General features: G+C 31.5%; 12 protein-coding genes. 10 read left to right on the forward strand and 2 right to left on the reverse strand.

Going from position 1 to position 23362, the window contains the following annotated elements:
• Positions 1–5 precede the first annotated feature (5 nt).
• From NMK29_RS21580 to NMK29_RS21595, 4 genes are all read left to right on the forward strand, one after another.
• Positions 6–1556: a RagB/SusD family nutrient uptake outer membrane protein gene (locus NMK29_RS21580; RefSeq protein ID WP_159092309.1), complete on the forward strand. Its 1551-nt coding sequence runs from the start codon at positions 6–8 to the stop codon at positions 1554–1556.
• 13 nt (positions 1557–1569) lie between these two features.
• Entirely contained in the window at positions 1570–2772 is a 1203-nt protein-coding gene (locus NMK29_RS21585; protein WP_108804705.1) for a hypothetical protein, read from the forward strand.
• 98 nt (positions 2773–2870) lie between these two features.
• Complete coding sequence (locus NMK29_RS21590) at positions 2871–4250, forward strand: endo-1,4-beta-xylanase (protein ID WP_108804706.1); 1380 nt, start codon at positions 2871–2873, stop codon at positions 4248–4250.
• Positions 4251–4668: 418 nt separating this feature from the next.
• Positions 4669–7737: a glycosyl hydrolase family 8 gene (locus NMK29_RS21595; RefSeq protein ID WP_108804707.1), complete on the forward strand. Its 3069-nt coding sequence runs from the start codon at positions 4669–4671 to the stop codon at positions 7735–7737.
• 145 nt (positions 7738–7882) lie between these two features.
• On the opposite strand, the gene NMK29_RS21600 is transcribed toward NMK29_RS21595, so the two are convergent.
• On the reverse strand, positions 7883–8446 hold the full coding sequence (locus NMK29_RS21600; RefSeq protein ID WP_159092310.1) for a LytTR family DNA-binding domain-containing protein: 564 nt from the start codon (positions 8444–8446) through the stop codon (positions 7883–7885).
• Positions 8447–8785: 339 nt separating this feature from the next.
• The gene (locus NMK29_RS21605) at positions 8786–10033 is read right to left on the reverse strand and encodes a lipopolysaccharide assembly protein LapB (protein WP_108804709.1); all 1248 of its coding nucleotides are present in this window, start codon (positions 10031–10033) and stop codon (positions 8786–8788) included.
• A 262-nt stretch (positions 10034–10295) separates the two neighbouring features.
• Here NMK29_RS21605 and NMK29_RS21610 point away from each other — a divergent pair, with 262 nt between their 5' ends.
• The 6 genes from NMK29_RS21610 (at position 10296) to NMK29_RS21635 (ending at position 23158) form a co-directional block, all read left to right on the forward strand.
• The gene (locus NMK29_RS21610; RefSeq protein ID WP_234424313.1) at positions 10296–11504 is read left to right on the forward strand and encodes a M12 family metallopeptidase; all 1209 of its coding nucleotides are present in this window, start codon (positions 10296–10298) and stop codon (positions 11502–11504) included.
• A 119-nt stretch (positions 11505–11623) separates the two neighbouring features.
• Positions 11624–12850, forward strand: a complete 1227-nt coding sequence (locus NMK29_RS21615) for a hypothetical protein (RefSeq protein WP_159092311.1) — start codon at positions 11624–11626, stop codon at positions 12848–12850.
• A 471-nt stretch (positions 12851–13321) separates the two neighbouring features.
• On the forward strand, positions 13322–16708 hold the full coding sequence (locus NMK29_RS21620; RefSeq protein WP_108804711.1) for a T9SS type A sorting domain-containing protein: 3387 nt from the start codon (positions 13322–13324) through the stop codon (positions 16706–16708).
• 1347 nt (positions 16709–18055) lie between these two features.
• A complete protein-coding gene (locus NMK29_RS21625) occupies positions 18056–19675 on the forward strand; it encodes a hypothetical protein (protein WP_108804712.1) in 1620 nt (539 codons plus the stop codon).
• Between the two features lie 243 nt (positions 19676–19918).
• Positions 19919–20482, forward strand: a complete 564-nt coding sequence (locus NMK29_RS21630; RefSeq protein ID WP_108804713.1) for a Crp/Fnr family transcriptional regulator — start codon at positions 19919–19921, stop codon at positions 20480–20482.
• A gap of 120 nt (positions 20483–20602) precedes the next feature.
• On the forward strand, positions 20603–23158 hold the full coding sequence (locus NMK29_RS21635) for a right-handed parallel beta-helix repeat-containing protein (protein WP_108804714.1): 2556 nt from the start codon (positions 20603–20605) through the stop codon (positions 23156–23158).
• The last annotated feature ends 204 nt before the right edge of the window (positions 23159–23362 follow it).

A 23362-nucleotide genomic window follows, 5' to 3' on the forward strand; every position in this document is an offset into this window, starting at 1 on the left:
TTAGTATGAAAAGTATAAAGAGAATTTTTACATATGCTATTGTATTGACCTTTCTCTCATCTTGTGGTGAAGATTTTTTAGAAATAGAGGTTGTTGATTCTATTACTGAAGATAATTTTTATCAAACGGATGAACAATTATTGGCTGGAGCTAATTCCTTGTATGGGCAATCCTTTTTTACAACGAATGATAAGTTTATGTATTCATTGGATATGTTAGCGGGTAACTCTATTGGTTTTGAATCAGATGCTCCTTGGAGATTGTTTTCCGTTGGAGTAAATAATGGAGTATTACTAGAAGGTTGGGAAGGTTTTTATAAAGGAATTGCGGATGCAAATCAATTATTAAAAGTGGTTAGTCAACCGTTAAATGATGAAATTTCTGAAGATGTAAGAAATCAAGTAGAAGGTGAAGCTCGATTTGTGCGTGCTTTTTCCTATTTTTATTTAGTACGCCTTTGGGGAGAAATTCCAGTAATCGATGAGGTAACTTCAGATACTTCAACCCTATATCCGCTAAATACAGTTTCTAGTATTTATGATTTTATAGAAAGTGATTTACAAAAAGCTGCAGAGTTATTGCCTGATGGAACGGCTGGTGGTATACGAGTTGGAAAAACAGCCGCTTGGTCGTACCTAGCAGAAATGTATTTAACACGTAAAGAATATGATAAGGCTAGAGATTATGCCCAGTTGGTTATAGATAGTGGGATACATAGTTTACAAGCTAATTATCAAGATCAGTTTATAAATCCCTCAGCAAGTGTAAATGGTGAAGGTATCTATCGATGGGTTTGGACATCAATTAATGGATTATGGGGTATTCAGAATACCAACCAAGCATATCTTATTGCTAGTGATGATGTGATTGGCAATGATGGTTCATTTGGTTCTGTATCTCCAAGTATTGATTTATTTCTCTCCTTTGATAATGTTACTGATGCAGGAGAAGAAGATTTACGTAGACAATGGATTATTTGTGAGCCTGGAAGATTCTATCCTGAGTTGTTAACTAGTGAAGGCGGATGGACGTTCCCAGAAAATGGAGATGATTCTTCAACCAGATTAAGATATAGAAAATATGTAGTAGGATCATTGGAGGAACATCCAAATGTGTTCTTTATGAGAACAGATATGAGTACCCAATTAATGAGATATGCAGATGTGCTATTGATCTATGCCGAGGCAATAATGGGTGATGCCGATTCCACTGGAGATGCAGCAGCAGTAGATGCATTTAATCAAATAAGAAGAAGAGCAGGATTATCCGAAAAAGGAATGATCACAAGACAGTCTCTTACAGATGAAAGGAGAATAGAATTTGCTTTTGAAGCAGGTAAATTCTGGTTGGATTTAGTAAGAATGGATAGGGAGACAGCAAAATCTATTATTAGAGGTCAGGATAGAGGAACGGTAAATACATTGGTTCCGTTTAATGTAGAATCGTTTTTTGTGGATAGTATTGATGATGATGACTTTTTATTACCGATACCATCTGCAGAGTTATCATTTATAGATATAGCTAGTCCTGCAGTAGATTATGTAATTAATGACTAATAAATAAGTAATGATGAAAAAAAATAAAGAAATGATGTATATCAAGAAGTTGCTTGTTTTGTGCTCAGTAATTAGCTTATTGGTATGTATATCATCTTGTAATGATGATAACGAAAATGGACTTCAGTTTGGAGATCCAGAAATAGTAAATATAGTATCACTTGGTGATGAACCTGCTATTAATGAAGGGTTTCCTGAAGAATTAGTTAGAGTAGAAGGTACAGGTCTTAATGATATGAAAGAAATTATTTTTGATGGAACTGTAAACACCTTTTTTAATTCCACATTAAATTCTAATGTAGCATTATTTTTTAATGTTCCATTTGATGTGGATCAAGGAAGTCGTTTTGGAAATCAAACAGTAACCTTTACGAACCTATATGGAGAATCTGTTTCTACAGAATTTACGATTAAGCAACCAGGTCCTACCTTAACAGTAGCAGATACATTTTCTCCATCAAAAGGAGAAGGGGGTATCGAGATGAGAGCATTCGGCAACTGGTTTTTTAACGTAGAAGATGTACTTGTTGATGGAGAATCAGTAGGAGATTTTACCGTAGTTTCTCCACAGGAAATTCTGTTTACTTTTCCTGAAGGAAAGACCGAAACCACAATTTTTACTGTAGTTACGGCTGGAGGAATGGTTTCTAAAGATTTACCTATTGTTGGAGGTATTGTTCAGATTTTATTTAGTGATTTTGATGGAAATGGAATACCAAATATTAATAATGATTATAATGCAGATTGGTTTTCTTATGGAGATAATATCTTCCAAGTTAGTAACGGTCTTGGTGTAGATGGTAGTGGTGGAGCAGAAATTGTTTGGGATGATACAGGTACAGATGGTTTTACAGGAAGTGGTCATCAAGAAGTAGCTCCTGTTACTACTTCAACTGATTCGGAGAATGCATTTATTCTTCTTGATATTAATGGAGATGATTATCCGGGGACTGTTATGGAGTTTATCTTAAAAGATGCAACTACAGATAACTGGATTTTTAAAGTTCCTTTAACAGGATCAGGATGGCAAACATTAAGATTAAAACTATCTGATTTTGGATTCGGCTTTGATGTTAACAATCAAAGTATGGGTGACCCAAACCCAGCTACACTTGTAGCGGTAAGAATGCAAATAAGTCACGAAGGTGATACCGGAGTAGTACCATCAGGTTATAGATATGATAATCTGAAACTAGAGGTGTTAGAGCTTGATTAAGCCCTTTTCAAAAAATAATAATAATGCATATCCAGAGGAATTTCATCTAATTCGATTGGTTTTACTCCTCTGGATATGTATTCTATAAAATAATTACAATGAAAATAGAAAAAGTATATAGTAAGGTCATTTACGCCTTGTTTTTTATTACGTTGATGAACCTTATAGCTTGTTCTGATGATGATAATACAGTAAGTTTTTCAGCAATCCCACCGGTTGCACAAGATGCGTCTGAAATTAATTTTACGAGTTTTACTGCTAATTGGAGCAATGTGTTTTTGGCAAGTGGATATGAGTTAGATGTAGCAACCGATCCTAATTTTGGATCTTTTGTACAAGGATATGAAAGTTTAGCAGTAAATCAGTTATTTCAAGATATATCAGGTTTATCCTTAAATACCCAATATTACTATAGGGTAAGGGCTATAGTAAATGATGTTGTTTCCGAAAACTCAAATACTATCAGTGTAGAGACCAATGAGGAGTTTCCGGATGATATAACCTTAAAATCTGCTACGGAGAATAATTTCTTTGTTGGAGTTGCAGTATCTGAAGCTAGAACTAATATAACTGCCTATGATGACCTTTATACAAGAGAATTTAGCAGTATTACTGCCGAAAATGATATGAAAATGGCTTCTATTTTTACAGGTATAGATGGTTCGGGAAATATCATTTATGATTGGAGTAAAATTGACGCGCTAGTAGCTTACGCAGAGGCTAATAATCTGAATGTGCATGGACATACCCTGATATGGCATAGAAGTATTCCAGAAGCCTTAGAGAATTTTAGTGGTACGGATCAGGAATTCGAAGATTTAATAGAACGATATATTACTGATGTATTTACAAGATATCAAGGTAAAATTAATTCTTGGGATGTTGTAAATGAAGCTATAGATGATGATGCGGGTACTCAATGGAGAAATACCTTATTCTTACAGCGAATGGGAGATGATTATGTAGAAAAATGTTTTGCTTTTGCCAGAGCTGCTGACTCCAATGTAAAATTGTTTTATAACGATTATAACATGACCTTTGACGGCACAAAAAGAGGAAAAGTACTAGTGTTGGTAGATGACTTGTTAGCAAATAATCTTATAGATGGTGTGGGTTATCAGATGCATATAGATTATAATTTCCCTAGTAGAGAGCAGATACAAGAAGCTACGGATGAATTAGTAGCAAAGGATGTATTGGTGCATTTTGCAGAATTGGATGTAAAGGTTAATGCCGCAAATGATTTAACAGGATTGACAGAAGAAAGATCTCAGGCACAAAGACAAAGAGTGCGAGAAGTAGTTGAGATTTTTAATGCAATTCCGCAGAACAAAAAATATGCAATAACAGTTTGGGGTTTAAAAGATGATGATACTTGGCTAATTCCCGAAAATAATGGTAGACCGGAGTGGCCTTTACTATTTGATGCTTCCTTTGATAAAAAACCTGCGTATCAAGGATTTTTAGAAGGATTATAATAAATTTATTTCCATAATCAATCGTCATAAATGATCCCTATAAATGTGTTTTATAGGGATTTTTATTTTTAACCGTATTAATGACGATCTTCTCTGTCTTTTTAGATTGTATAGTATGTTTTTGATGTATTTTTTTATAAAGATTTATAGTATCTCAAGTTCGGATTATATTTAAAGATTTTCAGGGATTTTTTACGAAAACGGTTTCGTAAAAAAACTAAAAATTACACAATTTAAAAATAAACATAATCCACTGATTTTCAATTATTTAAATTAATTTAAATAAAAATTTCATGTATATGAAAGATGTTGATTAAACACATTTTTTGATAGATTTTTATCTGTTTAATTATTTACTAATTGTTTTTATATAAATGTCATAGTTTAGATTAACCAAATTTCTAAACACACACTTCTTATGAAAACAATTAAAACTATTTTTTTAAAATTATTTTTACTCTGTGGAGTAATCGTTTCTGGACAAACTACTGTTCAGATTGAAGATTTAAACATTAGCGGTCCGTATGTAGGAGCAATTGATTCACCATTTAACGGTATTGGTTTTTATGGTAATGGTGATAAGGCCGAAGGATCAATTAATCTTTCAACATTACCAGGTCTATATAAAGTAGAAATAAGAGGAGCATCCTCCAATGATACTGAGGCTAAGATTAATTTAAATATAGGCGATAATGTTAGTTCGTTTAGTTTTTCTGGAGCTTCTACTTCTAATAGTTCTAGAGAGATTACCATTATAGGCAGTAGTCCTCTTAATTTTTCTTTGGAATTAATAACAGATAATGGATCAAATGATACATTTTTAGATCGAATTACTTTTACCTTTTTGGGATCTCCACCACCACCAAGACAAGCTCCGGTTATTCCGGCAGTACCTTCATTCGAATCTGGAATATATAGAAACATGTTTGTAGAATCTGGAAAAACCGAAACGGAAGTACAACAAAAGATGAACGCTATCTGGGAGCATTATTTTGTAAACGGAGATAGTAACAATGAAAGACTTTATTACGAGGTAGGTAATGATATGGCTTATATTTTGGATACAGGAAATAATGATATAAGATCAGAAGGAATGTCTTATGGAATGATGATCTGTGTTCAACTAGGAAAGAAAGCACAGTTTGATAAATTATGGCGTTTTGCAGAAACTTATAGTCAACACCCAGAGGGGACAGATAGAGAAGGCTTGTTTTCCTGGCAATTAAGTCGGTCAAATTTTTCTATGATTGACCAAAATTCTGCACCAGATGGAGAAGAATATTTTGTAACAGCTTTGTTCTTTGCAGATGCTCTTTGGGGTAGTAATGGTTCTATTGATTATAGAGCAGCGGCAAATTATATTCTTGATAGTATGCTTAATAAACCAGCACCAAGTTTAGGAGGTTGTCCAACTGGTTTGGTAGATCAGAATGAAAAGCAAATAGTTTTCGGAATTTGTGGGAACTCTGCAAGTTTTACAGATCCATCATATCATCTTCCGGCTTTTTATGAAATATGGGCTAGAGAAGCTGATAGTAATAATCAATTATGGGCAGATATGGCGACAGTAAGCCGTACTTATTTACTTCCGAGAGCCGCACATCCTCAGACTGGATTAATGCCAGATTATTCGGAGTTTGATGGTAGACCTGTAAATCAAGGAAATCATGGGAATTTTGAGTTTGATGCTTGGCGAAATATTATGAATATGGGATTTGATTTTGCTTGGTTTCAAAAAAGTAAAAACGATATACAACCATTAATAGATAAGCAGATTAATTTTTTTAAAGATAAACCTGGGTATAGTACCTTATGGACATTAGATGGTTCATTTAGTAGAAATAATGATCATTCTCCTGGTTTAGTAGCATGTAATGCAGTTGGGGCTTTGGCTCTAGAAGATGCAAAAGTATGGCCTTTTGTAGATGAGTTTTTTGATACTCCAATTCCTTCTGGTCAATTTAGATATTATGATGGGTTGTTATATATGATGAGTTTTATGCATTTATCAGGAAATTTTAAAGCAATTACGGATAATGTAGATACTCCAGATTGTAATGGTACTCCTTTTCCAGCAGCTTCTGTAACTGTAACTAATGAAACTGTGGAAGGAGCTAATGATGGAAAAATCACTTTTACGTTTTCTGATGAACCTGATAGAGGAGCTATAGAATTTAGTAGGGATGGAGGGTTAACATATCCTCTAAATGTAAATGATAATTTAGGTTCTGCAACTTTTGATAATGTTGCTCCAGGAATTTATGATGTATGGGGTCGTTGGGGTAATAACGATTGTCCTATTAGTTTAGGTAATGTGGTTATAGAACAAGGAGATGTAGTAGATCCTATTCAATCGCCATTTGTAAACCATACTATTCCTGGAATAATAGAAGCAGAAAATTATGATAATGGAGGGCAAGGAGTTGCTTACAATGATTCTGATTCAAGTAATAATGGAGGTCAAGGTAGAACAGATGAGGGTGTTGATCTACAGAATACATCCGATACTGGGAGTGGTACTAACCTAGGATGGACAGCTAATGGAGAATGGTTAGAGTATACAATAGGAAATGTTACTCCTGGAACTTATGACATAGTCTTAAGAGTCGCAAGTACTCAAAATAACTCCAAATCATTATCGCTTAAACTAGGAACATCAGAATTGGGTTCTATAGCTATTCCTAATACTAATGGATGGCAATCTTGGCAAAATGTTCGTATAGAAAATGTAGAAATCACCAGTGGGAATGCGAATCAAGTATTACGATTAGATATTTCTGGAGGCCTTTTTAATATTAATTGGATAAGATTTGAAGAATCGAACGGTGATACGGGAGGTTCTACTTGTGATAAAATACAAGCAGAAAATAATACAGATAATTTTTATCAATTGAATAATGCAAATGGGATAGTAACTAATATTAGTTATTCTCATTGGTTGAAGTTTGACAATGTGGATATATCAGGAGGTAAATTTACATTTAGATACTCTAAAGGAAATAACCAAAATGGTTATATGAAGCTAAGAATTGATAACAATGAGGATAGTAATAATATTGCTGAAATATATCCAGAAAATACGGGAGGATGGAATAACTATGTAGAGAAAACTGTTAATATATCTGGTTCGGGGAATCATGTAGTCTACCTCTATTTCCATGATGCAAGTAGAAATATTCAGTTAGATTGGATAAGTTTTGAATCTGACTGTGAACAACGAGTATTTGAAGAAGAAGATTTACTTAAAGAAGAAACAGAAAATATTCAGGTGTTTCCTAATCCAAGTAATGGAACGGTTAATATTATAATGTCGGAATATAATGACACTAGCAAGATTACTTTATTTGACCTTTCTGGAAGAGCGGTAAGAAGTATCGATACTATTAGACAAAAAAATCATACGATACATGGTCTTAGCAAAGGAGTTTATCTTCTAAAAGTATATAAAACCAAAAAGGCAATAGTTAAGAAGTTAGTTATTAATTAATCTCATTTTACCTCAGAACTATCTCTGTTAAGTAAAGTTTACAGGGATTATTATTTTAGAAATATAATACTATTGACGGAAAATTCTTTGATATGAAACGATGCGTTTATTTACTATTTTTAAATGTAACGAATTATATAGGTATTTACGTTATAGTTTTAAACTTCTTAATAACCATTTCTCTTCTAGATCTAGATATAGGTATTTTAGTATTACAAATGATTAAGGTAGCTTTAGTATTGTTAACATTTCCCTTTATATCAGATATGTGTAATAGATTAACAAGATATGATTTATGCGCTCTGATAACAAATTCACTTTTAATTTGCTTCTCTAAATCGCTAATGCTTACTCGAAAAAGATTAGTATTAATTTTCCCATCTTTCAAGTATTTTATTTCGCAATAATTATCGCTAGATTTTATAAAATAGATTTTATTGATATTTAAAATCAAGTTATCATTATTTGATTTTCCAACAAGAGTTATGCGATTATTTAGATTTTCTTTTATTGTTTCATCATTTTTAATTTTACTATTATATTCGGAATTAAAAGAAAATTCTTCCTTTTTGAATAAAAATAGATTTGTAAAGGTTTTAAGAAAAATTACAATATTAATCAGGTGTACTGAAGCATAAATAATTAATAATACAATACTAGAATTAGTTTTAATCAAGTTTTCGTGAATTAGTGAAGAGGATAGGGACATTAATATCCATATTAGTAATAGGTAAACTAATTTGCTACCTATTTTTTTCTCCTGTTTTATTTTTGGAATAAATTCGGGCACAAAGATTAAAAATAGAAATATGAAAAATAATGATTGAAGTAAATGTAATCCGACAAACGTTATTAATTTAGCTTTAGAAAGTTTGATAAAATCCAATGTCGAAATAACATAAATCATTCCTATGTTTATTATTAAAAAAATAATAAAATTTGGGATAATTGTTATTATTTTTTTTGTGACACTCATATTTGGATATTTTTAAGGTTTCCTCAGAATCGTAATAAACTCAATAAATAATGACTTGATCTTTAGTAATTACTAATTAACCAATAGTTTTTTTCGATAGATCCATATCATTAACAATATAACAGTTAATATAGAAAATATTTTGATAAATTTAAATACATTACGGTCATAATCTATTAAGGAATCTAAGTATTTTTTATCTAGAAAAGTAGATTCGAGTTGATCTATTTCTTTTAAGGTAATTGAGAGTTTTGATTCAAGTAATTTTTTGTCATAATTTTCGATTAACGAATTTAATTGTGTTTGTTTAGATATATTATTAGTTTTTGTATATAATTGCTTCAGTACATTTGCCGTATCGTAAACCATTTTGTTAGCATTCTCTTTAAGATATAAGGATAAAGCTTCGTTTAAATATTTTTCTGCTTTTTTTGATTTATTCAGTCCTAAAAAAGATTTTCCAAGTTCTAGATTAACATATGGATCATTATTTTTTTGCTTAAATAGATCACTAATTTTGTCAATATATTTTAGAGCTTTTTCAAATTTTTGTCTTTCATTAGCTATTTTAGCCTTAATTAGTAAAGCACTTTTTATTATAATTTTATTAGAAGCCTTATTAGCGTAAACGAAAGAGCTATCGGTTGAAATTTCTGATTTTTTTAATTGGTCATTTTTTAAATGAAGTTCCGCAATAACGTTATAAAGATCTGCAGTTACATTATGATTATTACTTTGTTTATAAAAAACCATAACCTCTTCGTACATTAATAAAGATTTCTGAAATAATTCTAGTTTTTCATACACTGTGGCTTGAGCAGCTTTAACTCTAATTAATTGCGATTGAGTGTAATTAATTTTTAAGAGATATTCTTCGGACAATTTTGCATATCTAAATTGCATCTCATAATTATCTAAAATTCTATAAACGTTAAATATTTTTAGGTAAGTACGATGCATTTCTGCAAGATACCTTTCTTTTAAATCATCATCTAAATCGTTATTCGCAAGAAGTACTTTTAAAATATTAATAGAAGTAAATAATTGTTCTAAGGATCCTCTATATTCAGTGTTTCTTAAATCATACAGAGACATTCTACTTCTAGATTGGACTATACCATATAAATATTGAGTTTCAATAGCTTCTTTGTGAGCTTTCTTAGCAATTTCAAAACCTTTTTGCTCTCCTTTCATATAATTTTTTAAAGAAGCATTGTTTAGGGAATCAATTCTTTTATTAACGTGAATGACATCAGTTTGTTGAGATGTACAATACATAGAATAAGAAAGTACAAAAAGAAAATGTAGGTATTTTAACATAATATTTTGGAGTAATTAAAAAGTCTATGAAATACATCTAATCCAAACTACAAAAAAATGAACTAAAATCTAGAAAAAAGTTCTTTTTTTTGGATTTAGTGTGTGATCTTAACCAAAGTTATCTTAAAATAAAAACCTGCAATATATTTTTGGTCGTATAAATTTTAACGTCCTTACTTAGTACTTGAAATTAATTTTACGTTTAAAAATTAGATTATTAAGCTAACAAGGAAAAATGAAGAAAATCTAAACAATTAGACGAATGAAAAATAGTATAAAATTACTTCAAACATTATTATTTCTGATGATTTTATCTCATCTATTTTTGTCTTGTGAACCTGAATCAAATGAGTATAATAGTCTAATAAATAGTAATATAGATTTAATTACTGAACAAGCTTACCCAAATCAAACAGGAAAATTATTGCAAATTTCTTTAAATAGATCACAGGTAACAGTTGAAAATATTGGTCAAGATTATATATTAGAAGGAGATATTAAAGTATTGTTGGCTAACAATAATAAAAGCGTTGGTAGAACTGGAAACCGGTGGTTAAATAATACAGTGTTTTATTCTATTGAAAACGGAATGCCTTTTACATCTAGGATCATAGATGCTATTGCACACTGGGAATCCATAACTTCATTAAGATTTATTAAGCGTACAGATCAGAAAGACTATATTTATTTTAAAAACGGCTCTGGATGTTCTTCTTTTGTAGGTCGCATTGGTGGTCGACAAGATATTACTTTAGAAAATGGATGCTCTACTGGTAATACGATCCACGAGATTGGTCATGCTATTGGTTTATGGCATGAACAAAGTAGAAAAGACAGAAATCAATATGTGAACATATTATTTCAAAATATAGAAGAGGGTAAGGAGCATAATTTTAGAACTTATAATGAACAAGGACTAGATGGAAATGAATATACTTCTAATTTAGATTTCGGAAGTATAATGATGTATAATTCGTTTGCTTTTTCTAAAAATGGGCAACCTACTATAACAAGACTTAATGGTGATACTTACAGTGCACAACGTAGTGGTTTATCTAACGCTGATATTGCTGGTATAAATCAAATGTATCCTCCAATTCTAATTGATTTTAAAGGAGTTAATGGCAGATTTGTTAGTAGCGAATTTGGTTATCAACCAATGAATTGTAATAGAACAGTAGCTCAAAGTTGGGAAAAATTTGAAATCATAAGATTAGAAGGAGGAAAAGTTGCTTTTAAGGGGGATAATGGTAAGTATGTAAGTAGTGAAAATGGATTGAGTGCAATTACCTGTAATCGATCTGAAATAGGAGATTGGGAACAGTTTACTTTGGTTTCAATAGGAGGAAATAAATACGTAATAAAGGGTAATAATGGTAGATATATTAGCTCAGAAGATGGTAGGATCCCAATGACTTGCAATCGCGTCAATATTGGATCTTGGGAAGAATTTGAAATTTCAGGCTTATAAGAATACTTTGTTTAATAAGATGCATAATTGGTTTTCTATATTTTAAAATTAGATTTTTTGTTGAATTATAGTAAATTCAAAATATGGAAAACCAATTTCAGATAATATGTTTTAATAAAATGATAAAAAAACTGATTATATTTTTAAATGTTTCTGTTTTTTCAATTTTGTTTTTTAGTTGTGAAATAAATTTAGAAAATGGCACATCATCGGAAGGAAAATCAATTGAGCAGAATAGCTTTGATATTCTAAAAACTTCAAATGATCCAGAAGTTAATTGGTCAGGAGAAGTAACCTCCTATTTAGACGACATTTGGATTATAATGAAAAAAAATGATGTTGCAACTTATGATTTACGTATTGGAACAGGTGGTGTCATATCGGAAATAAGAGATCGGACTGAATCATTTAAGCAATTACTTTCTCCTACTTTTAATGGAGAACAAACAGATAGGGTTGTCCAGTGGACCTTATGGAGCTTTAATGGAGATATTAAAAATACAGCATCTAATTTACCGTCATTTGAGCATCGCTATAATGTTACCCAAGGAGGTACATTTGATAATCAGTTATCTGAAACAATTTCTGTGAATGTAAATAAAGATAAAAACCAAATAGATATTTACAGTGTACCTAAGCTCCAATGGAAATCCCAAAATCAAATTGCTATGACGGGTATTCATTCTTCCCTAACACGTTATAGTGTTCATGAGAATGGTTATATTAAAATTCATAGAATCGTATCAATAGGGAATCCAAAATTATTTGGTGATTCACAACGATGGACTGACTTGTATCTTGAAGGCTGGACCCCTATGAATGGAAGTGAAGATGTATTTGATGGATTGGCTTTGTCAATTGATGATTCTGGAAGACCAAATTGGTGGTATAGACTGGAACAAAACATACCTAACTACCCTTGGTTCAGAGCTTCCGAAACTCAGGGCTATGCTATTGCATTTAACACAAAAAACCCTAGAACAAATGATGCACTAGCTTTAGTTTATGGAAAAAATGATATTCGATCACATGCCAATGCAGATTATTTTCTTAACACTATGTCATGGAATAATGGTATTGGAATTTTACCAACAATTAAAAGTAATTCAACCATCCCTAATAATTCTATTATAGAACAAACCTTGTATTTGGTCCCCCGTGAGGGACTATCGAATACTCTAAAATATGAATTGGACGAAATGGTAGATAAAATACCTCCACCTAAAATTCATTTTCCAGACGCCGTACCGGATGAGTTAATTAACATATATGAGAGATTAAAATTGAACGAGCTGTTGTCCGGTTTGAAAACGGATAATTTAAACTCAATAACCCATTGGGAATGATGTTTAGAAATATTCTTTCGATTTACCAAAAGAAATTTCTATGAAAATTTGATTCAGAAGTTTGTTCTAATTTTCCTTTATTGAAAATAAAAGGTATAACTTGATATTATTAAAAAGCATAGATTTCTAGAGATTTTATTTGTCTTTTCAAAAATATCTAGAAACTATTCAGTATGAATGGTGACTTATATGATAATTTACATTCTGAATGACTTAAACTATACCGATCTGCATTGAAATTGTATAGGTTTAGTTTTGTTAAGAGCTAAAGCCCTTTTTAAATTGCGATGATTTAAGAAAAAAAGAAAAGTTAACTCTTATTTAACCTCATTGACCTACGATTACAACAACAGAAACTTCTTGCAATGTTGCATCATTAAAAGTTTATATTCTAAATAATTCAAATCCTTGGAATAAATAAAAAATAATCATTTATGGGGATAGAATCAGAAAATTTAAAAAGAAGGAAAAATGGAAAATTTAGTGCGTTTTGATAGTTACGTCTTAAAGAAATCAACAAATATTAAAAAAATAAATGACTATAAATTTTTGAAAATTAGTTTTTTTGTGTTTTTCAATTTTTTGATTCTATCTTCATTAACCGCACAGAATAATGATAAAATTAAATTACCAATTGAAATTTTCGGAAGTACATCTACAACCAAAAAAATTTCTTTTAATTTAGAAAACGCCTCAGATATTCAAAGATTATTCTTGAAGATTCATCGCCCTGCTTATCGCAATCATGTAGATATTCCAAGTAAAATAGCAAAACTAAGTATTAGAGTTAATAATGAGAAATGGGTTGATATTACTGATGAAACAACAAATGTTTATACTGCGGAGAAAAGTTATGGCGGAATAGCTGGTGGATATCATACAGTAAGATTGACACATAATATCATTGGACTTAAAAATGGTTCAAATACAATCACTTTTAGATTTAATGGAACCGATGGTTTTAGTACCGGTTTAAGAATCATCGGTATCAATCTAAAAAAAACGGATTTTGTTAATATTTGGAATGGCTCAAATTTTGAAATTGAAGATCCTACTATGTGGCAAGCGCCATTGAATAACGCTTCCGACATAGCTGTAGGAAGTAATCTTTGGTATAATAAACAATTAAAAGAAAGTTCTGTAAATCCAGTAAATATAAATGCTAAGTGTACTTCTTGTCATGCTCAGGATGGTAGGGATTTAAAATACTTTAATTATAGTAATTATTCAATAATTGAAAGATCAAAATTCCATGGGCTTACAGAAATAGAAGCAAAACAAATTGCTTCATATATTCGATCTTTAAATACACCGGCTCCAAAAAATGCAAAGCCTTGGAACCCTCCATATCAACCTGGACCAGGATTGGATAAAAGACCAGTAAGTCGGTGGGCAGAAGGTGCTGGCCATAAACAAGTTTTAGAAAAAGATGAAGAAATGTTACCTTTTCTGTTTCCTAAAGGAACTTCACAAAATAATCTTGCTGAGGTAATAGATCATAGTAAAACTTTAAATATAAGAGAAATTCCTATCGCAATTCAGTTTCCCGACTGGAATTCTTGGCTTCCGGTTACTCATCCATTAGATATCTGGAAACCATATTTTTACAAGAATGGAGATGCTTATAAATCTTATATCAAAGCTCGAAAAGAACTAAATGAGAAGGGGGTTAATCAATTGATTGCTAGTGAAATTTTAGTGGAGACTTTAGACCTGTTAGAAGATGGTATTAGGGATTTTATGAATAAGAATTCTACTAACACCAAAGGTAAATGGCGTGTTCAAGATGGAGAGGCATTTGATAATATCAATAATGGATATACATTTGAAGAAGCCAAGTTGCAATTAGCTAAATTATTAGCTTTACATTCTTGGGAGTTAGTACAAGAATTTAATTTAGAAGATAAAAGTACTATTATTTATGGAGATCAAGGAGAAGCTAGATCATGGCCCTTTAGGTCAAGAAGTGTTTTTAATGTTGCACCTCATATAGTTGCAGATAATATTAATAATTTTCCAGGTCAAGATCCAATGGTTGGAGATTATTTTAGTACAGCGTGGTATCAATTGCAAATGACTCTTAATGCGGGAAATAAGCAACCTGCAGCAGAGAAACCTGTAGATTGGCCTTATCAACAATTACATGTTTTGCAATTAGGCAACTATACCGAAACTCCACTAAATCCTTTAAGGTATATAGGGACGCAAATAAAATTATTTCAGCAAAGAGTAAATGCAAACGGATCCAATAGGGCAGGTTTTGAGCTAAGGTCTACACATCCCTGGTGGCTATTCTCGAGCAGAACAGGCGATACTTCACTAATGGATTCATTAGACAAAATAGAATCCAATCTTCGCAATGCAATTGTTGAGGCTTTTTTAAGAGATTTTCTTAGAATTGTTGAACATAATCCTCACCCTTCTTTTCATCCAGAAAATTGGCAACGTACTGATCATGAATCACCTTCAACATCTAGATGGGCTCGGGTCGAGCCGGTAGACTACGTTCCTGTACCTTATAGTGGTTCTGGTAAATTATTTGCTTTTCCTGAAAATTATCATGCTGATAATTTTTACAGGCTTTTACCAAGATTACAAGAAAATAATATTGATCAACAAATCATTAACGACCTTGCAGATTGGTGCAGAACCATGTGGCCACAAGGAGATTGGAAGTCTTTTAAGGAAAATATTAAAGATCGAGCTCCATTAGGTAAAGTCATAATATTAAAATCTAATAGCATCCAAAAATATGTAAGTATTAATCAAAGAGGGTTTCTGTTAGCCAATAAAGATAATCGAGGTGATGCTGAAAAATTTAAAGTAGAGGATGCTGGAAATGGATATATTGCATTACAATCTTTAACAACTAATAAGGTAGTGCGTGTTAATAGAGCACGATCAGATAACCCTATGATTGCACAAGGAGATAAGATTGGTACTTGGATGCGTTTGAATTGGATTGTTAATCAAAATCAATCTATCAGTATTAAAAGTTTTAATACCAAGCTTTATGCCTTAGTCGATTCAAACAAAGGAAATAATCCTATTTTGGTTACAGGTGAGAAAATTGAAAGTCCGATGGAGTTTAATTTTGAAATTGTTTCTGAAACAAAAGATGAATTGGCTAGTTCGTTATGGAGATTGGAGAATTCAGCTAGCAAATTATGGATTCGACCTAAAAACAGAGCCATTGATACTAATGAAACTGTACCTTTAGTTTTTACGAACAAGGAGTATACAGGTAATTTTACAAAATTTGAATTTATCCCTACTGATAATGCTTATTATTTTATTCAAAATAGAGGGTCAAACGGTCGATTTAGACCTAGCGGATGTAGTTTGGATCAAAATGATACAATAGAAATAACACAGGTGTCCAAAGATACCTCTGATTGGTGTGCACAATGGAAATTAGTCGCAACTGATGAAGAAGGATTTTATCGAATTCAAAATAGGGAAACAGGAGGATGGATAAGAGCGAAAGATTGTAGTTTCAATACTGGAGATTCAGTTCCGATGACACAAGTGTCTTCGCAACACACAGGAATTTGTACTAAATGGCGATTAATAAAAGTAGGAGAACTAACAGCTAGAAATTTCGATGCCACAGCATTATCAAGAGGTTTAATTAACTTATATCCTAACCCGGCTTCCTCATTTGTTCAATTTTCCACCAATTCGTTTGATAAATTAGTTGTTTTCAATTCGAATGGATCTGAGGTTTTAGTGTTAGAAAACCGAAATAAAGAAAATAAGCTAGATATTTCTAAATTCCCCGATGGATTATACTTTGTTAAGATATATAATGAGAATGGTTCGATATTAGTTAAAAAGTTACAAGTAAATAAAAAGTAATAAATCAAGTAGTCTAAACTTTTTTGATTTGAATAAATGGGGTTAGATATTTGCGTAAACAACCTATAATCAAACCTCTGTATACATACAGTAATTAACCAAAATATGATAGAGTTGAAAAATCATTCCATATATCCCAAAAGTAAAAGAGAGGATTTTCTCTAAATATTTCCTTGATAATAATAGATTATTAATGTAATTGTTTACAAGCTTAAAACTGAGTTTCAAAGTTGAAAATTGACTGTAAAAGCACTTTTTGAATGCGAATATTAAACTGGCAATAGGTTTATATCATTAAGTATGAGATTGTGTCTATCTAAGTATAACAGTTATGTAGGAGTTGAGTTTTAACCAAAAAATAAAAAGCATTTAGATTTTTCTAGTGACAATCTAAATGGAATTCATGCTCCCGCAATAGGAGAAGATCAAGATCTGGAATATCAAGGATGGAAAAAACGAAAGATTACTAAGATCTAGTTTCTTACAGATAAGTACAAATAACTTCTTTTTCTATAAAAACCTATGACTAAAAACAAATTAATGTTTCCTTTAACAAACAGAACGGTAATATAGATCAATATTTCGATCAAACGCTATATGATCATAGAGATGCTTATGAAAGAACTAATGCTCCTATGGATAGGTTTAGGAGCTTACTTAATCGATTTGATACAACAACCCATAGCTGGAAAGGGTTCACAACTATCTTGCATTTATGGTAATAGGAATTAGAAAATTTTTAAAAGAAAGAAAAACGAAATTTCAAACCACTTCATTTATTAAATTATTAGGTAGTATCAGCATCCATAATTTTTATTATGGATGCTGTTTTCATTGTTATAATCCTTTGTGTTGAGTCTATTAAATGATCTCTGAAAGAAAGTTTTAGTATACAATAACAATTCTTCTCTAATTTCAAGTTCGTCAATTTTTTTCTTAGTTCTATTAAAGATCTATGTCAGTACTCTAATATGATATACTTTTTTTAAAACTGTTCAGGGAGGAATTACTTCATTTATACTCCAATAACAATTAGTTCCGAATATTGTTTTCTATTATCGTAATGATGTGGAGATAGCACTTAAAAAATTATTAAAAATATATTTTAAATCAATAATTGATGGGTCATTCAAAATTACTTATGGTTACTCCGCAATAGTACTAGGGTAAAAAAATCTTTCCATTCGTAACAGACATTTGTTTTTTACAGTATAATGTTTCCATTCACAACAAACTCTTTGTGTTTCTTACCAAAAACTTTCCGAACACAACTAAACCGAAGGTGTTGTAGTTAAAGAGATATAGATTTGGATCTAACAAATCATTTAACCTTTAAAACTCAATAAAATGAAAAGAACATTTTTAATTGTATTAGTTGCGGTATTTACTTTCTATTCTTGTGAAAAAGAGGAAAGTATAGATAATATCTTGGAGACAGATGTTAATCAGAAAGGATATCAATTGCCTAATGGAGATTATATAGGCGCTGGTTATGGATGGAATCCTTCTGGTAATAGTGGTGATGGTAGATTATATGGCTCTCCTTTTGACAGAAATTTAATTGTTAAATCAAATAACTTACCATCTGGAGTTGGTAATGGTATAGAGGGTAATTATGCCTACATCGAGACAATTGAAGAGTTTTACGAATATACTCGTCGAGTAAGAGGATTAGATACTGCATTTGTAAAGTCGCGTTTTTTCGGTTTAAATGTTGATAGAGATGCTGATATTTTAGACGCAACCAGATTAAATGAAAAATTTATTTCTGCTATAGTTACTATAGATGCGGTGTCTGCTAAATACGACGTTATAGGCAATCCTGATTTCGATCAATTAACTGAAGAAGCAAAAAGTGTTTCAGGATTTCCTGAAAGATTTAAAGAAAGGTACGGTAACTATTATGTTAATAGTGAAGTTATAGGTGGATCTATTAGTTTGGTTTATACTTGGAACGAAAGTGAATTATCTGAACAGGAAAAGAGTACCGTTAAAACAGGTTTTGGACTTTCTATACTTTCAATCTTTGGTATTGGAGGTTCAAGTACAGTAGAAAAGACGGAAATGCAAGATTTGGTTAACAAATCTACAGAAGTAAATGTAGTCTCAACAGCAAGAGGATATGCGCCTCAGTTCGGAAGAGGAGAACTAGATAATTATAATGAAGAGCTTAATAAATTTGTAGAATTTCTTAAATCAAATCCTGTAGACAATGTAATTTTATATCAACAAGTTTCCAACTATAGTCAATACATACAAACTGGTGCATATAATGAAGATCCATTAATAGCTAGAAAATGTATTGATTTAAATAATCAATGGACCTATGTGTATAATGCGATGGACTTGGTAGATAAAAATACTCCTGAAGCTGATGATAATAAAGGAGTTATTCGATCTCTAAGAGATGAGGCTCTTAATAACATGATGGCGGCTAGAGAGTGCATAAATAGTAGCTTGCCTCCTAATGTAGATAATTCTAGATACCTAGCATATTTTGATTTTTACGAAATAAATAAGAGATTAAAAATCATGTATAGATTTTATGATACTGTTGGGAGAACCTATTTCTATACACATAGTCAAAGTGAAATAGCAAGTTTACAGCAACAGCAAGGTCGTTATCGTCAAGAAGGATGGGCATATTCATTATTAGATAGTCCAATACCAAATAAACAAACAGTTCCTTTATATCGATTTGAAAGAAAAGAAGGAACTAAGGTAACTTATTTTTATACTACAAATAAACATGAAGGAGACACCTATTTTGGCGGTTATCAAGGAGTTGCAGGATATGTTTATACTTCGAATTCAGATGGGGCAATACCATTACATAGATATAGAGGAACAGACACTTATCTCTATACATTAGATCATCCTGAAGACGTAAACGGAGAAGGATATAGCGCTGTCAATAATTATGGATATCGTTATGAAGGTATCCAATGTTATGTTTTTAAATCTTAAAACATAACATTTACCAATACTAATTTATTAACACCGCACAGTAAAACTTTGTGTAATTATATGTGCGGTGTTCTCTTCTACTAAATACTAACGTATTGTGATAAGTAGTTAAAACTTGAAGTTTTTTAAAATTGGTAATAATGTTAAACAATTTGACATTAACTCCAAGGTTATTTTCTTGCTTCATTAAGGAATTAGCTACTAACAAATAAACTTAATTATAAAACATATATCCCAAATATTATGCAAATCGTAGATTTTACTTCATCAGAAATAGTTTTATTAGAAAATCATTTAACAGAAAAATCAGTTCGTAAAAAAAACTTTCTTTTACAGGAAGGTGAGGTTTGTGATTTTATGGCCTTCCTCATAAAAGGGTGTGTAAGACATTTTTATTTAGATGATGGCGATGAGATTACTTGTGATGTCTCTTTAGAAAATTCAGTAATTGTAGATTTACAAAGTTTTGATTCTGGTTTGAAAAGCAAACTAAATTTTCAAGCCCTAGAGGATTCAGAACTACTTCTAATACGAAAAAAAATGTTAAACAAACTCTATTCGATGGATCAGAGGTTCGAAAGGTTTAGCAGAAGAATTGCTGAAAAAATGGCAATTAGATGCTTAAACATCGCAATGTCATTAACTCATGACAAACCTGAAAAAAGATACTCTAATTTGGTTAAAGAGAAACCAGAGCTTTTACAACGAATTCCTCAAAAATACATAGCAAATATACTAGGAATTAAACCAGAAAGTTTAAGTAGGATTCATAGAAGAGTTTCTTTAAAAGAAAAAGCATTAGTTTAAATCATTTTTTTAAAGTTATAGAATTACTACTGCTATGTACATGTGGGTCTTAGCAATTCTATATAATTTCTGATCACTATTAATTACAATAACAACTTTTAATTAAAAAAACCATATTATATGCAATTTAAATTTATTTCATACAGATTTTTGCTTTTATCTGTTCTTGTTTTTTCCAGTCAAATTTTAACTTCGAAATCAAGGACAAAACATAATTATAGCAACATTATAGAAGTTCAAACTAACAATACAAATTATTATGTTTCACCAAATGGGAATGACAATAATTCTGGTACTTCGGAAGATAGCCCATTTGCAACCATCCAAAAGGCACAATCAGTAGCACAAGGTGGTGATTATATTTTCCTTTTCGGAGGTGTTTATAAAATTCAAGGTTCTGGACAGACAGGTATAACACTATCTAAGAGTGGTACATCTGCTAACCCCATCAGGCTTTGGGCTTATGAAGATCAAACCCCTGTACTTGATTTTTCCAACTTAAGTCATGAGTTTGGTGTACATGGAATACATATAGACGGAAATTGGTGGCATTTAAAGGGTATTGAAATGAAAAATGCAGCGGAAGGCAGTGGAAACTCGGCTGCAGGAATTATTGTCTTTGGTAGTAATAATATCTTAGAATTAATGGATGTTCACAACATTGCAGGAAAAGCAGTTCAAATTTTTGGTTCAGCAGCAAATAATACCGTAAAAAATTGTGATGCACATCATAACTATGATCCTTTACACTCTGGTAGTAACTCAGATGGTTTCCAAGCTGCTTTTGGAAGTGGAAATAATAACAAGTTTACAGGCTGCCGTGCATGGTACAATTCTGATGATGGATGGGATTTGTTTGATATGGAGGGTACTACTATAATTGAAAACTGCTGGTCTTTTCTAAATGGATATATACCAGACACAAACACTAAAGCTGGTGACGGTAACGGCTTTAAACTAGGTAGTAATTCAACTGGCCCAAGACATCAGGTGCATTTTAACTTAGCTGCTGGAAATGATTTGAGAGGATTCGATTATAATGGCGGTAGTGGCGGTATGGATTTATATAACAATACCTCTTATGATAATGGTTTTGTTGACTTTAGATTAGGGGAGTCATTAGGCTTTAATGTTCAGAACAATATTGGGTATTTAAGTTCTCAGAATGTTCAGGGAGAAAGAGGAAACAATGTTTCCGATAATTCATGGAATCTTTCTGTTGTTGTGAATAATGATGATTTTATTAGTCTTGACATAAATCAATTATTAAGATCCCGAAAACCCGACGGAAGCCTTCCTGATGTCGACTATTTACATTTAAAATCAGGAAGTGACCTTGTAGACAAGGGTGTTGATTTAGGATTTTCTTTTAATGGTAATGCGCCTGATTTAGGAGCTTTTGAAGCTGGTGGAATTCAAGGAAATGATGAAATTGTATCGGTTAATTCACCAGATCAGGTAAGACCTGGTGAGGAAGTGACTATTAAGGTGGATTATAATGCTGCAGTTGATAGGGATATTATAGTGGTTTTTCAAAAAGATAGCGATGATTTTAGATTTTTCACCTCAAATACTGTAAGTGTTGCAAAAGGATCTGGTGGTGTAGAAGTTATATTGAATATCCCGTCAGATGTTCCTATAGCAAATGATGCGTATCAATTTAGTACTATCTTGACAACACGTAACGGTGGTTATGATGATCGAAGAGATGATTTGTCTAATAAAGATGTTGACGTAGTAACCGAAATTTTATTAGACGATAAAATAACATCGGTAATTGCTCCAAGTGAGGTAGTGCCAGGAGAAGTTGTTGAGATAAGTGTGGATTATAGTGCTTCTGAAGATTCTGATATTGTTATTTATTTTCAGCGTGATAGTGGTGATTATCAGTTTTATACTGATGGGCGAGTTTCTGTAACAAGGGGATCTGGTAGTGTAAAAATTCCATTAACGATTCCATCAGATGTACCAGTGGCAAACGATGCGTATCAATTTCAAACTTTAATTACCACTCGCGGTGGTCATTGGAATGAACGATTGGATAATTTGGCAAAAACGAATATTGATGTTATCTCTCAGTTAGAAGACAAATTGAATTGGGTAAATAATCCAGAATCTATAAAACAAGGAGATAATTTAAATGTTACAGTAAATTATACTGCGTCTACTGATAGGGATATTATAGTGATCTTTCAAAAAGATAGCGATGATTTTGGATTTTTTACTTCTAATACTATAAGTGTAACAAAAGGGTCAGGTACGGTAGAGGTTCCATTAACTATTCCGCAAGATGTGCCAGTAGCAACTGATGCGTATCAATTTAATACTGTTTTGACAACACGTGATGGAGGTTGGGATGAGCGAAAAGATAATTTAGCAAAAGCAGATATAGATGTTTTTCCGTCTTCAAGAATATCAGAGGACATAGAGACTTTTTCTGATGTTGAGTTTAAAGTACTACAAAATCCAGTTTTAAATAATGAATTAAATATTTCAGGGCCAGAGAAATATAATATACGTATATATGATATTTCTGGAAAAGAAGTGTTTAAGGCAGATAAATTACAGGGTGATTCTAGATTATCATTAAAAGGGATATATAGAGGTCTTTATCTAGTTAAAATGACTAATACTGTTACCTTTCATAAGAAATCAAAAAAAATAGTTATTCAATAATTAATGCTGTTGTTGATTTCAAAATAATAATTGATTTTAATTCAAAGAACTGTCTTGAGGAAGAATCTCCCAAGGCAGTTGTTTTATGAAATCATTGTTTATTTGTAGAGATTTTTACAAATGCATTCTATTTTTTGATTAAAGTAGGTTTCATAGAATAGTAAAGTTTTAAAAATAATTGTGGATATGTTTTAACTTGAATTC

Source organism: Aquimarina sp. Aq107 (assembly GCF_943733665.1).
Taxonomy (GTDB): Bacteria; Bacteroidota; Bacteroidia; order Flavobacteriales; family Flavobacteriaceae; genus Aquimarina.

Coding starts and splice junctions, on each gene's coding strand:
- NMK29_RS21605 (WP_108804709.1), bottom strand. CDS start 10,033: ATGTTAAAATACCTACATTTTCTTTTTGTACTTTCTTATTCTATGTAT.
- NMK29_RS21585 (WP_108804705.1), top strand. CDS start 1,570: ATGAAAAAAAATAAAGAAATGATGTATATCAAGAAGTTGCTTGTTTTG.
- NMK29_RS21610 (WP_234424313.1), top strand. CDS start 10,296: ATGAAAAATAGTATAAAATTACTTCAAACATTATTATTTCTGATGATT.
- NMK29_RS21625 (WP_108804712.1), top strand. CDS start 18,056: ATGAAAAGAACATTTTTAATTGTATTAGTTGCGGTATTTACTTTCTAT.
- NMK29_RS21595 (WP_108804707.1), top strand. CDS start 4,669: ATGAAAACAATTAAAACTATTTTTTTAAAATTATTTTTACTCTGTGGA.
- NMK29_RS21615 (WP_159092311.1), top strand. CDS start 11,624: ATGATAAAAAAACTGATTATATTTTTAAATGTTTCTGTTTTTTCAATT.
- NMK29_RS21590 (WP_108804706.1), top strand. CDS start 2,871: ATGAAAATAGAAAAAGTATATAGTAAGGTCATTTACGCCTTGTTTTTT.
- NMK29_RS21580 (WP_159092309.1), top strand. CDS start 6: ATGAAAAGTATAAAGAGAATTTTTACATATGCTATTGTATTGACCTTT.
- NMK29_RS21630 (WP_108804713.1), top strand. CDS start 19,919: ATGCAAATCGTAGATTTTACTTCATCAGAAATAGTTTTATTAGAAAAT.
- NMK29_RS21635 (WP_108804714.1), top strand. CDS start 20,603: ATGCAATTTAAATTTATTTCATACAGATTTTTGCTTTTATCTGTTCTT.
- NMK29_RS21600 (WP_159092310.1), bottom strand. CDS start 8,446: ATGTCCCTATCCTCTTCACTAATTCACGAAAACTTGATTAAAACTAAT.
- NMK29_RS21620 (WP_108804711.1), top strand. CDS start 13,322: ATGGAAAATTTAGTGCGTTTTGATAGTTACGTCTTAAAGAAATCAACA.